This is a genomic window from Adlercreutzia agrestimuris, from assembly GCF_943193125.1.
Taxonomy (GTDB): Bacteria; Actinomycetota; Coriobacteriia; order Coriobacteriales; family Eggerthellaceae; genus Xiamenia; species Xiamenia agrestimuris.
Genome location: NZ_CALPCX010000004.1, coordinates 52,609 through 69,785 on the forward strand (window position 1 = coordinate 52,609; position 17,177 = coordinate 69,785).

The following is a 17,177-nucleotide window of genomic DNA, read 5'->3' on the forward strand; positions in this document are numbered from 1 at the left end:
GCTATTGTAGCGCATGAGGCGAATCGCCCTCAATGAGGTCAATCAGTTGTTGGTGTGAGTGAATATTGAGCTTTGCGTATATGTGCTTGACGTGCGCTTTTACGGTGTTGCGAGAAACCACTAGTTCTTCTTCTATATATTCGCGATTCCTACCTCGCGCAAGCATGGCAAACACTTCTTTTTCGCGTGGTGTGAGGTTGTACGTATGAGCTATAGCCGCACAGCGCTCATCAAAAATTTCGGTAGGGGTGCGAATTTCAACGGACTCAATAACAGGCTGAACACCCTCAATGATTCCAGAAAAGGTGAATGAACTCAGCCCGATGATGACATAGGCGGCAAAGGCCATGAGGAGTGCACCTGCAATGATAAAAAGAAGCGAGCTTTGTGCGGCAATAGCATCATTGGCGGCAACACCAGCAGCTGCGCCAACGAGTGTGCCAAAAGCAGAAACACCACGCCCCCATGTAATAACGGTAGTTGCGCCAACGGGATTTCGTGCAGCAATAGCCACGAGCGCCATCCATGCTGTCATAGAAAAGAGCACGTTGCCAGCAGAAAGGAGCGATGCAGCCCATGTGGTATGCGAAAGGATGTTGCCGGCAGCCAAAAGAAAGCCGCCTATTACAAAGAGCGCAGAGATTCTCACAAGCATATCAGCGGGATAGCGCTTTTTGCTGATAATCACATATCCTGCTACGAGAACGGGGGGAACAATAGTCAAAAAGCTGTATTGCGGGACACCAGCCTCTTCGCCAAAGCGAAGTGAAAACCCAAAGGCAAGTTGGAAGAGAAAGAGGCAGATGAACAGTGCCGAAAAAGGTGCAAGGAAAGAATAGGGGCGAATAACAGCAAGATCTGATGGGGCATCAGATGTATGTGCAAGTGATATGAGGGGTAAACCGAGACGCAAGCTGAGTGCGGTTGCGATGATTGGGTAGATGCAATAGCCAAGATAGGGAATTGCAAGGGGAAGACCAATAAGCGCTTCTCCGCAGACATATTGACCAATGAATGCAGCGCAGATGGCAACCGTTGCACCTTGTATGGAAAGTTTTGAAAGTGAAAGCCCAGCAAAAACAGTTGCACCTGCTCGTCCAAGAGAAAATAAGCAAGCACCCGCAATCACCAACGGGGGCATTTTAGTGATAAGACCACAGGTCAAAACGATGGCGCCTGCTCCTATACAGACAAAGGTAGCTCCCACAAACGCGTGTGGGGTAAGTATGCGAGGGAAGCGGTAGGCAATAAATCCAAGCGCAAGCAGGGCAACTGCCGCACAGGTAACTGAAATATCTCGCGTAAAGGTGTATATATCGTCAAAAAGCGGAAACACCGAAGCATTCATGAGCGTTGTGGTTGCTAAAAGCAAAGCAAGTGCACATGCGCAGCGAATGACAAGTGCAATTTCAGCGTGTTCAATATGTGTGCGAAGCGAAGATGTCATATGCCGCCTTGAATACAAAAGATGAGTGCTTTGTTGAATTAGATAACACGGTGATGAGAGATATTGTACCTGGTATTTTGTGCGCGCTTGTTGTCTCTTTAGAAAAAAGCCCCGGTTTAAAAACCGGGGCGAGGGTTGGAGAAAGGAGTAAAGCTAAAAGGCGAACTTAAGCTTGTATGTGGCGTGCTTACGCCTGACCGGTGGCGGCAAGCATGCCGGCGCGGCGGCCAAAGGTCATGGTGCGACCGCATGCTAAGCCAGTAAGGAGATTGGGGTAGCTGACAGAGAAGAAGCCGCCTGAATCGTTGCCAGTCAGATAGAGGCCCTCAATAGGATCGCCATTCACGTCGCAAGGATGCATGTTGGTGTCAATGGTGACACCGTCAAGGGTTGCCAAGAACCAAGCACCCGTGCGCACGCCGTAGTAGGGCGGAGTATTGAGGGGCATCAGACGATACGCTTCTTTGAAGTAGTCGGTGTCTTCGCCTGCCTCTGCCATTTCGTTGTAGTGCTTCCAGGAAGCAACCGTTGTCTCAACAGGGAGGTTGAGTTTTTCAGCAAGTTCTTCCATGGTATCTGCTTGCTGCACATATCCATCTTCAATAAGCTTTTCAATCATGCCGTCAACAGCCACCATGGGGATGTTGTTTTTAGCGCCGTTGTCGAAGGGATAGAGGCGACAGCAGCCCACTTCGTTCATAATGCGTGCTTGCTCTGCATGATTGGCATCCCAGATATCAACGTAAGTTTGATGGGGCTGCATGATAGCAGAGTGCAGCATGTAATCATAAGGGCCTGATTCGTTGCAGAAACGCTCACCTTTGAGATTGAGCTTCATGAAGGGTTGCTCGCCGAACCAGAACCAGCGGCCAAGCACGCCATCACCTGCAGTCTGATCAGGTTTGACGCAGGCACGATTGAAGGTACAAGCCGCGCCCAGGGGATCCATGGTGGCACCCAGCCACAGAGCGGCTTTGATGCCGTCTCCGGTAGGATTGCCGCCAGAACCGGGAGCAGCAATGCGGATCTTTTGATTCCATGCTTGGCGATCTTCCATCATTTCAAGGTTGTTGCCGTAGCCACCTGTTGAGAGGATGACGCCTTTTGATGCGTTGATGCGAATGTAGTGACGATCTCCATCAACAGCGCGTGCAATAACACCAGTGACGCGACCGCTTTCATTTTGCTCGCACTTGATAAACTCGGTATGCCAACGGATCTCTGCATCCAATTCAGCAATGTAGGCAAGCAGAGATTTTTTGAAACCCCACTCTTCGTCTTTTCCTACCAAATCGGTCTTTTGGGGGCTGTGGCCCGTTGCCCATGCCTTATCGCGTGCGCCTGCACCTTCGGTTCCAACAGAGCCTTCAAACTCCATTACCAATTTGCCGTCACGTTCGATGATGTCGGTGATCCAGTCAATCATAGCGCCAGATTCATTTGCCCACAGCTTAACCAAGTCATAATCAACGAAGCCGTTTGCGTAGCGCACGATGTCTTCAATGGCTTCTTTTTTCTCAATCTTAAATTGCGGGAATTCTTCAAAAGAAGCTTGTTGCAAACGTGAATCAATTGCGCCAATGTCTTCGCGAAGGTTATGTGCAGTATCTTGACGATCAATTGCTAAAACGTGTGCGCCATTCTCTGCCGCTGAGATGATCGTCGGAAGACCACCGGTACCAATACCAACTACCAAAACTTCGGTATCAAGGGTTTCGGTAATGTCTGATTCAAGAATCTCAGGAGGCTCGCCAAGCCAGGAAGGGACACCGAAGTCTCCGCGGCGTTCGTTGGTTGGAGCTGGTGCTGCATAACCTTGGCCGCATGCGGAAAGACCAGAAGCAGACAGACCGGCAAGGGCTGCAAGGCCAGCGCCCTGCAAAAAGCTTCTGCGTGAAAAACCTTTATTGCTCATTGGGTGCCTCCCATCCTTCGGGCATGTTTAAGCTATGGCATTCGTTACAAACCAACACGTTGGCTTCGTGAATTCCGTGGCAATCGCCGCACTCAAGCGCGAGATCTTGATGACTTGCGTGGGGGTTGTATTTGGGGTCGTTGTCAGAAAAGCCCCAGAGGTTGTTGGTGATTTCGTCGAAGGTGGTGCCGGCAGCGTGATGACATTCGCTGCGTGCACAAAACTCTTCGTTGGCAAATTCTTTGCCTGTTGCAAGCATAGTGCCGTCATCAGTCATTGGGTAGCTGTCTGAGACCCATGCCATTACTTCTGAGATTTGAGTTGTGAGCTCTGCTTCATGGCAATTGAGGCAAGCAATATCATTGTTGGCGTGTGCCGTGATGCCTAGGTGGGGATCGTCTGCGGTATAGGTTTCTACGTAGTAGTCCATCGGACTGTGGCAGACGGAGTTACAAAAGCTTGGTTGCTCATGCCATACCCAAAAGCCTGCTCCTGCTACAACAATGACTGCCACAATGACGCCAGCGACAATCCAACCGCGCTTGCGAGGGCGCTTAGGCTCTGCGTTTTGTGGCGTTGCTGACGCTTCGGTTGCTGTCGTGGAGTTTTGCGTATCAGCAAAACTACTTTGATGCTCTGTGTTTGTCATACCCGCTCCTTTCAATATGCTACTGAGGTGTTTCAGCGAGCTCATTGTGGAGCGAAAAGAGGTATCCGACTATTACCCTGCTGGGGGCATTTTTGCAAAATTGCAGATCAGAGGCGAATATACAAGAGAAGCTATTCGATGCTTAAATCAAGGCTTGCGATAACTTCTTGTAAGGCGCGTGCCGATTCCTTTAGTTCACATTGTTCGCGATAGTTAAGTGATGGAGGCATGCGAACTTCAATGCCCGACTTGCCAACAATGCACGGGGTTGAAAGAGCTACGTCTTTGATGCCGTATTCTCCATGCATGGTATTTGAAATTGAGAGCACGGATTTTTCGTCGCGAACAATTGCGCCGCAGATCCGTGTGACTGCCATGGCAATGCCGTAATAGGTAGCATGCTTTTTGCGAATGATTTCATATGCCGCATTGCGCACGATATCTGATATCTCTTTACGGAATTCTTCATAAGAACCATTGGCGCGCATATTGTAGAAGTCTTCAAGTGGGATACCAGCTACATGTGCACTCGACCACGCAATGAGCTCACTATCTCCATGCTCTCCGAGAATACGTGCATGGACGTTGCGTGGGTCAACGTCAAGACGCTCTCCGATAATATGCTTGAGCCGTCCTGTATCAAGTACGGTGCCTGAACCAATAACGCGATGTTCGGGCAACCCCGAAAGTTCAACGCACACATGCGTGAGAATATCAACAGGGTTTGCAACTACCAAAAGTACCCCTGCGCAAGAGCGACTGCGGATTTCGCTCAAAATGCCTTTGAAGATCTGAACGTTTTTATTGACAAGATCAATGCGTGTTTCACCAGGTTTTTGGTTGGCGCCCGCCGTGATAATAATAATGGCTGCGTCAGCAATGTCGTCATAGGTGCCTGCATATATTTCGCAGGGGCTGGCAAATGCTGTGCCGTGCGAGATATCAAGGGCTTCGCCTTCTGCGCGTTCGTGATCAACATCTATGAGTACTATTTCAGAAAACAATCCCGACTGCATAAGGGCAAACCCTGTTGCTGAGCCCACAAAACCGCATCCAATAATAGCCACTTTTCTGTCATTGACAGGGTGCGGAAGAGCAAGCTTTGGTGCAGGGGTGGGGGTGGGAGAGGTTGTTTGAGCCATAATTACTCCTCAGATTTTGAATGGCGTTTTAAAGCGAAGTATAAAGATACAAAAGTGCTGCTTTGCGCCAGATTATTAAGTGGTAACGTGATGGTTAATTAGATAAGATCTAGCACTCTCGGTCAAAGAGTGCTAGCCTAGTGGCTACATGCTTTACAGCTGATGCATGCGAAAGGATGCTCGATAATGTCTAAAAATATTGCATTTGATAACGATACGCGAAAGAAGCTTGCCATTGGTGCGGCTAAGCTTGCAGATGCGGTTAAGGTAACGCTTGGACCGAAGGGTCGCTATGTTGCCATGCAGAAGTTTGGCGCATGGACGCCAACTCTGACCAATGACGGAGCTATGGTGGCAGCAAACGTTGATCTTGAAGACCAGATTGAAAATATGGGTATGAAGATTGTTCGCGAAGCCGCTATGGGTACAAACCTCGGTGCTGGTGATGGTACTACCACCGCTACCCTTTTGGCTGAAGCCATGATTAGCGAAGGCGTGCGTGAAGTTATTGCGGGAGCTGATCCTATTGCAGTTCGTCGCGGCATCAAAAAGGCCACGAATGCGGTTATGGAATTGGTTGCTTCGCGTGCAGTTGAGGTAACCAGCGAAGAGCAGATTGCAGAGATTGCAACCATCTCTTCTGGTGACCCTGAGATTGGCGCAAAGCTCGGTGAGCTCTTGGCCAAAATTGGCAAAGACGGAGTAATTTCGGTTGAGAAGTCAAACAATTTCGGCATCAATGTTGAAGTTCAAAAGGGCATGCGCTTTGATCATGGCTTTATCAACCCTGAATTTGCCGACAATATGGGCACTATGACCGCCGAGTTGGTTGAGCCATACATTCTTATTACTGACTATCGCTTGGCTGACAATTTCCGCGATATCGTTCCGGTTCTTGAAGAGGTTATGGCAACAGGACATCCTTTGCTCATCTGCTGCGAAGATGTTCGTGGAGAATCTTTGCACTCATTGCTGATGAACAAGCAAAAGGGCACCTTGAATAGCGTTTGCGTGCAGGCTCCGGCATTCGGAGACCGCCGTTTGGTACTGAGCGAAGATTTGGCTTTGCTGACAGGCGGACAATTTATCAGCGAGACGCGCGGTTTGAAACTTACTGATTTGACTAAAGATATGCTTGGTCGCGCCGATAGCGCCATGATCACCAAGGGAAGCACTGTTGTTGTTGGCGGCAAAGGTAAAAAGGAAGATATTGATGTCGTGTGTTCTCAGCTGCGCGCAGAGATTGAGGTAACGGCTCCTGGTATGGATCATGACGTTTTGCGCGAGCGCCTCTCAATGTTGCAAGGTGGCATTGGCGTTATGGAGGTTGGCGCTCCTACCAAGTCTGAGATGAATGAGATGCGTAGTCGTATTCAAGACGCTTTGATGGCCACGCGTTCAGCGGCTTCTGAAGGTTTGGTAGCTGGTGGCGGTACTGCGTTGCTGCAGGCGGAATCGGCGCTTGATGATGTGGTTTGTGAGAATGAAGACGAGCGTGCTGGTGTTGAAATTGTTCGCAAGGCACTGCAAACTCCCATTCGCACTCTTGCAGAAAACTGTGGTTATGAGCCTTCAGTTATCGTTGAGAAAGTTCGCAATTTGCCGCTTGGCCATGGTTTGAATTGCGCTAATGGCGAATTTGGCGACATGATTGCCATGGGCGTGGCAGACCCCACTAAGGTAACGCGTACTGCGTTAGATGCAGCTGCATCAGTGGCTTGCCAGGTGCTTATTACCAACGCTTCAGTAGTTGATACAGTTCGCCCTGAGCCGCCTGCGCCAAAAGCTCCTGTATACGGACAAGACGAAGACTAAATCTCAACGCTTCAAAATCTCACGTTGCGATATAAGCAGATCCGACTCATGCCGGGTCTGCTTTTTTGTGTCAGTTTAAAGGTTGATGGAAGAGCCATAACGCGAGAGCTTAGATGGTAATGCTTGTGCGGCTTTATCATCAAATTGCCTGATAAGAACGGGTACGGAGACGGCAGGAATTGCCCCCTTTAAGGTTACGAAATGTTGACAAACAAATAACGGAACGGTTAAATAAAACGATTAGTGTGATGAACATGGCAAGCACTATGACTTATGACGGGGGCGTATATGGAACAGAAACAAGCAACGTGGGCGAAAAAGCTTTTATTGGTATTTTTCGCGATAACGCTCGCATTCGGTTCGGTGGTGATATCGCCAGCAGAAAAAGCTCACGCTGAAACATGGCCGCAGTATCTTGCTCGCACATGGGACGCGTGTAAAGCTGAATTTGCTGCGCTTGATAAAACAACAGGACTTCACCAATGGGACGGGTCTTCTTCTACCCAACCTGCCAAGGGAACTGGCACGGCCGAAGATCCGTGGCAAATTGCTTACCCTGAAGAGTTGTATTGGGTTGCAACGCAAACCGATGCCAATCATAAGAGCATGCGCTTTGTAGATGATATTGACCTGAGCGGCAAGCCGTGGCCTGGCATGGCAATTACTGGTTCCGCAGAAACGGTCATTGATGGTCAAAATCACACTATTTATAACTTGTATATGACAGGCGCTGGTGGCAGTCCGAATGCAGCTGGCGTTGGTTTTATTAGTTATGCCAATAATCCTCAGTTCGTGATGAAAGATGTCATGTTCCGCTATGCTCAAATCATTGCAACTGCCAACAACTATAACTATTCAGTAGCTGTTTCTTATATCACCGAAGGTCTCTTGCAGCATGTTTCAGTAGAGGATTCATTGGTGCAGGGTGGCAACTTTGTTGGTGCGCTGTGTAATGGCTGGGACAATAGAGCTCATGCGGCAGTTGATGCAACGGGAGAGCTGAAAGAGTCAACTGTGGGTGTTCGCATTGATCAATGTCACACTGCGCGCGTGTATACCTATGGTGGCTCTTGTATTGGTAACTTCTCAGGTCCTTTGTGGGGAGCGAAGGTTACCAACAGTTTTGCCGTTGATGGTGCAACTGTTTCTACGCAAGGACACTCGGGAGGCTTTGTTTCCTGTCCTGGATATGACTACGTGGAAAACAGCTTCTGTAACATCTCAATGTATGGCAATACGCAAACATCAGTATTTTCAGGAGTTAACCATTACAACAATGGCTTTAAGAACTGTTATGCCTCTGGCGTTGTAGAAGGATCATCTATTGTGGGTGGTTTTATAGGCGATGCAGAAAGTGGCAATGGCATTACTGCATATGCCTCAAAGTATACGAATTGCTACTCTACGACGATGGTTGGCATGCAGAATACCGCAAGTAACATGGGTGGTTTTGGTGGCGTTGCCGACTATGATCTCACCATGCTCAATTGCTATTCAGCAGGTGAAGTTGGAGCCTTGACTACTGCAGGCAACGAGCCTTCTGTAGCCGGTTTTGTGGGTACAACTGGATCGCTTAATGCTGGTGCGTGTTATTACGACATGCAAACATCTTCTATGCGTGATCATGGAACAGGTAATAATTCACTCGTTTCTGCGGGAGAGAGTGGTGTGACAGTTGCAGGTCGTGTCACCAAAGACATGACTGGTGCAGATGCTTTGTCAAATATGCCCGGCTTTACCGAAGATGTTTGGTTGGCTAAAGAGGGTGTTTATCCGCAGTTGCGCGTGTTTGCAAATCCAACTACTTTCCACCCTGACGATCGGGACTTGGTTAAGGCATATTCGCTTGCGTCGGTTTGTACCGCTATGCTGTATCCGTCAAACGGAGACTATGAAATCTCGGATGAAAATATCATCAAGGAGATGGATACCGTTCGTTCCATTAAATATTTGTTCCCCTTTACCAACAATGCCATGGTGGAAGACGATCAATATGACGTCTCTTGGGAAGCAGACGATATTAAATCTGAAATTTTGGAGGGCGTGCCGGTTATCACGCTCAAGCCTGAAACTTATGCAGTTGCCAGCTTGGCACCTGGTGTAGGCTGGACGACCGTCAAAGTAAAGTACTATCCGGATCCAGCTGATAAGTCTCACTACGTTGTCGGTACGCGTCGTTTGCGCCTTGTACCAACAACCACGCTTTCGGTTGCAACAGCAGCTGGCATTGATCATACGGCTTATGTAGCACCGAAGGGTGCGCGCCCGCTTGATCCGGCAAAATACCAAGGACTTATGCGCTATGACCATCGCGATGGCGTCAAGTTCAGCATGGGTGATGTCTTCGCGCTGGCTGGTGGTGCGCTGACCACTGAAGCTTTCCCCACCGAAGAAGCGGCTGGCGGTCTGTCATTTGAGCGCGTACCATTACCGACGGTTGGCGGATACGTGGATGTGTTTATTGACAAGCAGGTAGACGACGAATGGGTTCGCCTGGATATGACCGATGACCTGAAGTCGCTCATGCTGTATGACCGTGATGCTCGCTATGACGACTTGGGCTTGTATAGGATGGTATATCAGTGGCGTCCGAGCGGTGAGGCTGGCGGTGCGTTCTTGGAGAGCGTGAAGTACCTCTCAGTTACCGAAACTTTCTCAGTAACCTATAAGAAAAATACTGCATCGCTTGAGCAGCCAGCAAAGAAAATTGAAACCCAAGCGGCGCCTCAGGCAGAAGATGACGACACCTATTATTATGATCCAGGCGCCTATGTGCCAGGGGATACTGTGGATGTTCGCTATTATCCTGGCCACGCAAGCTCAAAGACGAGTAATCCAGAAACTCCGGGGTATACCTTTACGAACTGGAACACGCTTGCTGAAGGTACAGGTGACTCTTTCGACAACACATCTGCCATCAAAAAAGACATGGTGGTATATGCACAATGGGAGCTAGATAAGCGAAGTGTTACTTTTGATCCCAACGGTGGCACCCTTGATGGAAGCACCGATGCGGTGCAAGATGACACCTATCATGCGTTGGATAAGGTGACTACCCCAGCTACTAATCCGGTTCGTGATGGCTATTCATTTATGGGGTGGAGCACTGATCCTCAGGGTGACAAAGCTACTTATGATCCTGATGCTCAGCTGTGGGATGATGATGTGACCTATTACGCGGTTTGGAAGAAGAATCCCACGCCTTCGTTTAGTGTTGAAACAGAGCGAATTACCGATCCTGAGAGTGAAACTATTCAGGTGGGCGACACCATTCGCACAACGATGACTGCTGAGAATATCGGTGATGAAGACAGCCTTTGGAAAGATGTAGTTATCACGGGTACTATTCCTGAAGGCGTGACACTTGATCCTGATTCGATTATCTTGCGTGATCCTGATGGAAATGAAACGAAGTTGGATCCATCTGAGGTATATGATCCTAAGACGGGTACTATCCGCGTGCCTGTAGGGGATATTGATGGTAAAGACAAATACGAGCTTATCTTTGACACTGTTGTTAACCCGAAAGCTCTTGAAGAACCTACGGACGACATAACCATAAAAGGTGAGGGCGAAGGCACAAATCCTGATGGAACTGAGATTCCAGCTATGCCGGGCTCTAATAAGCCAGAGGGAGACATTATTCCTGGTGATCCGTCACCTGAACTCAAGATTGAAGTAACTAATACCACGCGCCCTGACTCAGAAGATGCACAAATTGGCGATACGCTGGAATATACCATTACGGCATCTAATCCACCTGAGGGAACATCGTGGGACGAAGTGGTTATTACTAATGTGATTCCCGGAGGTCTTACGCTTGATCCTGATTCTCTTGAAGTTCGTCTGCCTGACGGAACGGTTTTACCGCTTGATCCTGATGAAGTGTATGATCCAAGGACAGGCACACTCACTATCCCGCTTGGGAATATTCCGGGTGGTAAAGATGCAGTGATTACTTATAAGGCAACTATTAATGAGTCTGCAGCAGACGAAAAAACTCCGCAGTACCACGATATTGGCAACTCGTTGACCGCAACAGGCAAGACGCCCGAAAACAAAGAGGTTGACGAGACAACGAGTAATCGCGTTTGGCCTACCGGTTGGGTTAAATATGCAACACCGGATCCGACAGTTTCAAAGACGGTGTCAAACCAAACGCATGAGGAAGGCTTCTATATTGGGGATGAGCTTGTTTACACGCTGACGCTCAATAACAATATGCCCTACACGCATTGGAAAAATGTCGTGGTAACTGACGTATTGCCCCAGGGTCTGACTATTGATTCAAAGACTATTACGCTTCTCAAACCCGATGGTTCTACCGAAACACTTGAGGGTGTTTATGATGAAGCAACACGCACACTTTCGGTTCCGCTCGAGGATGTTTTCGGCGGGGACACGTACCAGATTATCTACACCTGTACGCTTTCTAAGCCCGACACCGATGAGCCAATTGTGAACTCAGTGAGTGTTGTGGGCGAAGGTCCTGAGGGTGTTATGGATGTTGATGTTTCTGATAGTGTAAGCATCCCTGTTCCTGAAGAAGATGAGAACGGAACGCAGCTACCGGTGACTGGTGACGCAGGTAATGCAGGTGTGAGTGGTAATGCTCAGGATGAAGGCGAAGCACGCGACTTGAAGGCGTTAGCTAAGCTGGCAGCAACAGGTGATGGCGTTGCTGGTGTGGCTGGTGGAGTTTGTGTGCTCGGCGTAACTGCGCTTATTGCTTTAGGCATTGTGCGTCGTCGTATGAGTGCATAAAAAAGCCAGAGCAAGTTTCATCTTATAGCGACCTAATGCAAAGCCCGGCACGTGTGCCGGGCTTTGTTATTGGCATCTCAAGTACTTACTACGGGAGGCTTTTGCAGTAAAGCGTTTATACAAACGGATTATGAGGCGGACAAGGGAGGTCTTGTGCGGCAGGAATACCAAAAACTTCGTGTGCATGAATGACAGCGTTATTGATTGCGTGGAACAGAGCCACATTGGAAAGTGCGCTTACGGCATCAGGTGTTGCTGACACTTCGTTTAGACTCAATGCAAAGATGATATCTCCATCGTTGAGGGTGTGCACAGGCTCAATAGCACGAGCATATGCATCGTGTGTTTGCGAGGCAACTTTGGTGGCTTGAGCTTTGGTTAAGCTTGCGTTAGTGAGCACGACACCAAGTGTTGTGTTGCTTGTGGGTGCCTGAGGAGCTGCAGCAAGTTGTGCTTGACTTGCAAGAAAGGTCTCAAGAGGGTTGATAACTTCGCCCTCATCGTTGCGCACGCCAGCAATCCATGCTCCTTGTTCGTTGCGAATGTTTCCCAAAGCATTCACAACCACCAGCGCTGCACATATGAGATCACCAAAGCGGAAGCATGAATAACCAAACCCTGATTTCATGGCACGAAAAGGTTCGGCAAATTTTCCGACAGTAGCACCCAGTCCAGCTCCAACGTTTCCCTGCGCAAGCGCATCAAGATCAGTTGCATTTTCAAATGATGCCAACGCTTTAGTACAAGCGTCATAGCCGGTTTGGGTTGAGGGTGTTTGTCCGGCGCAAAGGGGAAGGTCAAAAATGCATGCCGCAGGCACAATGGGAACAAGCGAGCCAGCAAGCTCAAAGCCATATCCTGCGTCAGCAAGGGCGCGCATTGCGCCATCGGCGCTTGCAAGGCCATAAGCGCTTCCGCCTGAAAGTGTAAGAGCATGAATTTGCTGCACCATGTTTTCTGGCTTGAGCAAATCGGTTTCACGGGTAGCGGGAGCGCCTCCGCGTACGTCTACACCACATGTTGCCCCATGAGGGGTAACAATGACCGTACAACCAGTGAGTGCGCCAGCAACTTCTGAATGTCCAACGCCAAAACCGCGAAGGGCAGAAAGAGGAGCAGGTGTAATCATGGACAATCCTTACCTTAATGTGCAATATAGCCTTATACGATGGCATTTTTGCACGGATTTCACGTGCCCGCAAGTGAAAGCGCCAAGCGGTTTTGTATAGTATGCATAAGAAGATTGAGCGCGTCTTTAAGGCGTTAACCAGAGAACTTCAGGAGGAATTATGGCCGACAGAGAAGAGCGAAAAGAACTGGCAGCAAAACATAACGCCCTGATGAAGGGTGCGTTTGGTACTGACACTCAGGCAACCGTTGATGCTGCGGTTATTTATGAAGACGGATTTGCAGCCAAACAAGACATTCCTGCACGTGAAGAACAGACCAAAACTCAGGTGACTTCTGCTTTTGCCCCTGAGGCACTGTATCGTTTTGGTGAAGGCCATACCATCATTGTTGATCCGACGTCCTTTACCCGACCCGGTGGCAATTATGTTGAAGGGGGAGCGGGACCCGAGGCAACACTTTGTATGGAGAGTAATCTCTACCAGGTTTTATGTGGTGTTAAGGGTGCCTACCATGACGCCAACAAGAAGGCGCAAAGTGGTGGTTTATTCTCAAGCCGTGCCATCTTGTTGCCCGATGTTGTTTTTTCGCGAAGCGGAGCAATTCGCAAGGCTGACATTTTGGCTGTGGCCGAACCTATGCGCGCACGTGCATTGGAGAATCATCGCTCAGAGCGTGAGTGCGACTGGGCACTTGCTGACAGAATTGCCACATTGCTGACGCTTGCTGCGGTTAACGAGTGCGACACGCTCATTTGCGGTGCTTTTGGTTGCGGGCGCAATGGATATGCAGCCGAGCAAGTGGCTGAGCTTTTTGCAAACTGGCTTAATGAGCACCCTAACGCTCTTGGGCGCGTAATCTTTTCGGTTCCTCGCGCTGCATTTGAAGCGTTTGACACGCGCTTTGGTCAGCCAAAAGAAGAAGTGGTACAACAGGTTTCTCAACCCGATGCTGAGGAAGAGGAAGCTTGGTCGGCGGACGATCTGCCTGAAGGGATCACCTTTACTTCGTTTGAATAAATATATTGCTTCATACCTGCTAAGGAGCTTGTTGTAAGCGGCGGTTTTGAAAACAAAGCACGCCCTCGCAGCAAGCTCTTTAGTGTTGTTTGGGGATGTAGTTGTCTAATAGTCCAAGAAGTTGCTGGATGTTGAGCGGTTTGGTGGTATGTGCAGTCATCCCTGCATCTGTTGCGCGCCGCCTACTTTCTTCAAAGGCATCTGCTGATGCGGCTATGATTGGAATTGTTTGAGCGTCGGGTCGCTCTAGATGTCGAATTGTTCTGGTGGCAACATCTCCGTCCATGCGAGGCATACGCATATCCATCATGATGACATCAAAGTGATAAGGAGCAGATGCTTCAAAAGCAGCAACCGCCTCATCACCATCGGTTACTTCTTCGGTGACAAAGCCGTATTCGCCCAGAATAGATGACATGATCTCGCGGGAGAGCTCATCGTCGTCTACCACTAAAGCGCGTGTGCCTGTAAAGTCACGCGGTGTTTCTGTGAGACCAAATTCGTCTTCAGAATGCGCAGCAACATTATTTTCATTCTGAGTTTGCAGGCGGAAGGGCACGGTAATGGTAATACTGGTACCTTTGTCTGGTTCACTTTCAACATCAATGCTTCCGCCCATAAGCTCAACAAGGTTTTTGGTGATGGTCATACCAAGACCTGTTCCTGATGACGATATGCCTTCTGCGCGCGCTCGCTGCTCTCGTTCAAAGGGCAAGAAAAGCGCTTCTAAAAAGTCATGCGACATGCCGAATCCGTTGTCGGTGACAGTAGCGGTATAGAGTCCATAGCCAGCAGGAGCACTGTCAAGTTCTTTGATGCTTACATCAACGGCTCCACCGTCGGGAGTGAATTTGAGTGCATTGCCGATAATGTTGATCATGACTTGATTAAAACGTAGTTTATCAGCAAAAACGTGCTCATGCTCTACGTTGGGAGGAGCAAACGAAAAGGCAATATGGCGAACTTGCGCTTCGCTTGAGAACATGCGATAGAGTCCGCGCGAAAAATCAGCAAGATCAACAGGCTCTTCTTTGAGCGGCATTTTTCCACTTTCAACACGGCTGACATCTAAAATGTCGTTCACGAGGTCAAGCAGATGATTTGAAGACATAATGATCTTCTGAAGACAATCTTGGACGCGCTGCGTATCGTTGATATTACTGAGAGCTAAACTTGCAAAACCTGAAATTGAATTCATAGGCGTGCGGAAGTCGTGGGACATGTTAGTTAAGAAAGTGGACTTTGCTTCGCTTGCATGCTGGGCAAGCGTAAGCGCAGACTGAAGCGCCTCTTTTTGACGCAGCTGCTCAGCCATTTCCTGGCTCGTATCACGTGCTGCAAGTACAATTTTATTCGGGTAAGAATTCAAGGGAATAAAACGCAGTTCTATGAAGCGTTCGCTGGTGTCAAATGCACGACGAAAGCTGATAGAGTAATCTCCAACGCCCTGACTCAATCGTTCTTTAATGGTGTCAAGAGAGACTTCGCGAGCTATGTGTTGTTTATCCTCTGGCAGATCATGCGTTTCAAGGTAGACGTCCATAGCTTCGGTATAGCTCATGTTGCGCAAGTCAATTTCTGCAAGGGGATCAGCGCTTTGGTCTTTCAGACGAAACGGCACAATCGTGTCGTTTTCAACATCTACTACATACAGCGCGAAGTTCTCGCGTGAGAGCGAATCAATAATATCAAGGCGATAAATACTTGCTTCCTCTGCAGCTTTTGCGCGGGTGATATCTTCGACAAAGCCATAGGAAAACTTGTTGGTGTCTCCCGTGTGGACAAGCAAGATGCGCATCCATCGCCCTGCTTTTGTGAATCCTTCAAAGATAAGATTGCCGGTTTTTTGAAATGCAGAGAAGTCTTGCAGCAATCGCTTAAAACTTGCTTGATCGTAAAGCGTTTGAGTGAAAGCTTCAAAGGACACATAAGTCTCATTTGAGTTGCATATGCTGCGTGCTGCTGGGGTGAGCATGACACACTGCGTGCGGCTCTCGTAGAAAAACAGACCCATTGAAGCGGTCATCATAGAGCGGGTGGCGTCTTTGATCCATACGGTGACATCTTGCAGAAGGACGCCGCAGTACCCCGGAGTAATGGGAAAAACTATAACATGTAAGAATTCTTCAAGAATAGGACTTACTGATTCAAACTCGTTTGCTTCATTGTGCCATGCAGCTTGATTAAAGTGTTCAAGCCATGTAGGATCGCTGTCGCTCCAGTAGGAATAAATATGTCTCCCAATAACGCTTTCAATTGATTCGTTTGACATGTCAGCCATGGCTTGGTTGACATAGGTATATTCAATTTCGTATGGCTGGTTTTCATTATCACGAAGTACTTGAAATATTCCAAACGGTTGCGGTGACTTACCAAAGAGTATGTTGCATGATTCAATGATTTCGTCCACAAAAAGCCCCCTTAAGCGCATCCTATTAATATAACAGGTCTACCTGGGATTGCGTCATTTTTTTACTGATAGTTTATGGGGGTATATTGATACATACCCATTGCGTAACAGTCAGTCAACCAGTAATAAAATGCGCGTTCATGATAAGCACTTTTGCACAGTGGAGACGTAAAGTTTTATATGTTCGTCATCACTATAGCAAAGAAACGAAAGTGTGAAGCGCAATGACCAAGCATCCATTGCATACATTAACCAAAGATGACGAAGTGGGATATTTCGCTCCTCGAACGTGGGATTTTTGGCGTGCGCTTATTATTTGCTTTTGCTTGTTTAGTCTCGTAGGGCACTGGCTTGAAATTCCTTATTGTCTGTTTATGGGTTCTGCATTTGGCATTGTAGACGCCAACTATAACGTATGGAGTGATCCGTGGTATCACCCATACTGGGTTTATGGCGTAGGTGCTGTGGTTGTAACTCTTGCGGTAGAGCCGCTCAAAGAAATCATTATTATGAAAAGGAAAACGCTCTGGGGAGCGTTGCTGGAATCATTTGTTGTTTTAGTATTGCTGAGCATGGTTATTGAGTTGGTGGCAGGCTGGCTTATTAATCAGCCAGATGCAATGGGTGAATATCCTTACTGGGATAACTCTGCGCTACCCTTAAACATCTTTGGGCAGGCGTGGCTGGTAAACGATATTTTTATAGGCCTTGCTGCAGTGGTTTACCTTTGGGTGTTTTATCCTTTGGTGTGCGAAGGGTTTGCGCTTCTCAAGCCAAAAACAGCCAATATAGTCTTTGTGCTCATTCTGATTGCCTTTGCACTCTGCTGCATTGTTTCGTATACCCAACTTGTGCTTTGGTCATGGTAGAAATTCCTTTTGCTTTGAA

Annotated in this window: 10 protein-coding genes; 4 read left to right on the forward strand and 6 right to left on the reverse strand. The window is 48.4% G+C overall.

The annotated features are described in order from the left end of the window. Position 1: 1 nt before the first annotated feature. From NFR28_RS07115 to NFR28_RS07130, 4 genes are all read right to left on the reverse strand, one after another. Positions 2-1,447 carry a helix-turn-helix transcriptional regulator gene (locus tag NFR28_RS07115; RefSeq protein WP_251179136.1) on the reverse strand — a complete coding sequence of 482 codons (1,446 nt, stop codon included), beginning with the start codon at positions 1,445-1,447 and terminating at the stop codon, positions 2-4. Positions 1,448-1,634: 187 nt separating this feature from the next. Further along, positions 1,635-3,362, reverse strand: a complete 1,728-nt coding sequence (locus NFR28_RS07120; protein WP_251179137.1) for an FAD-dependent oxidoreductase — start codon at positions 3,360-3,362, stop codon at positions 1,635-1,637. After that, positions 3,352-4,011, reverse strand: coding sequence for a cytochrome c3 family protein (locus tag NFR28_RS07125; RefSeq protein WP_251179138.1), 660 nt, complete (start codon positions 4,009-4,011; stop codon positions 3,352-3,354). The genes NFR28_RS07120 and NFR28_RS07125 overlap by 11 nt, the downstream gene beginning before the upstream one ends. Before the next feature lie 131 nt (positions 4,012-4,142). Continuing rightward, positions 4,143-5,153 carry an L-lactate dehydrogenase gene (locus NFR28_RS07130; protein WP_251179139.1) on the reverse strand — a complete coding sequence of 337 codons (1,011 nt, stop codon included), beginning with the start codon at positions 5,151-5,153 and terminating at the stop codon, positions 4,143-4,145. A gap of 186 nt (positions 5,154-5,339) precedes the next feature. Between NFR28_RS07130 and groL the strand changes: the two genes are divergently transcribed. Further along, entirely contained in the window at positions 5,340-6,968 is a 1,629-nt protein-coding gene (groL, locus tag NFR28_RS07135) for a chaperonin GroEL (protein ID WP_251179140.1), read from the forward strand. A gap of 288 nt (positions 6,969-7,256) precedes the next feature. Further along, positions 7,257-11,732: an isopeptide-forming domain-containing fimbrial protein gene (locus NFR28_RS07140; protein WP_251179141.1), complete on the forward strand. Its 4,476-nt coding sequence runs from the start codon at positions 7,257-7,259 to the stop codon at positions 11,730-11,732. 115 nt (positions 11,733-11,847) lie between these two features. On the opposite strand, the gene NFR28_RS07145 is transcribed toward NFR28_RS07140, so the two are convergent. Further along, complete coding sequence (locus NFR28_RS07145; protein ID WP_251179142.1) at positions 11,848-12,861, reverse strand: P1 family peptidase; 1,014 nt, start codon at positions 12,859-12,861, stop codon at positions 11,848-11,850. A 160-nt stretch (positions 12,862-13,021) separates the two neighbouring features. Here NFR28_RS07145 and NFR28_RS07150 point away from each other — a divergent pair, with 160 nt between their 5' ends. Further along, entirely contained in the window at positions 13,022-13,879 is an 858-nt protein-coding gene (locus NFR28_RS07150; RefSeq protein WP_251179143.1) for a TIGR02452 family protein, read from the forward strand. Positions 13,880-13,958: 79 nt separating this feature from the next. Here the strand turns inward: NFR28_RS07150 and NFR28_RS07155 are convergent, their stop codons facing one another. Then, on the reverse strand, positions 13,959-16,289 hold the full coding sequence (locus tag NFR28_RS07155; protein ID WP_251179144.1) for an ATP-binding response regulator: 2,331 nt from the start codon (positions 16,287-16,289) through the stop codon (positions 13,959-13,961). Between the two features lie 224 nt (positions 16,290-16,513). Between NFR28_RS07155 and NFR28_RS07160 the strand changes: the two genes are divergently transcribed. Then, positions 16,514-17,158: a putative ABC transporter permease gene (locus NFR28_RS07160; protein ID WP_251179145.1), complete on the forward strand. Its 645-nt coding sequence runs from the start codon at positions 16,514-16,516 to the stop codon at positions 17,156-17,158. Positions 17,159-17,177: the final 19 nt, after the last annotated feature.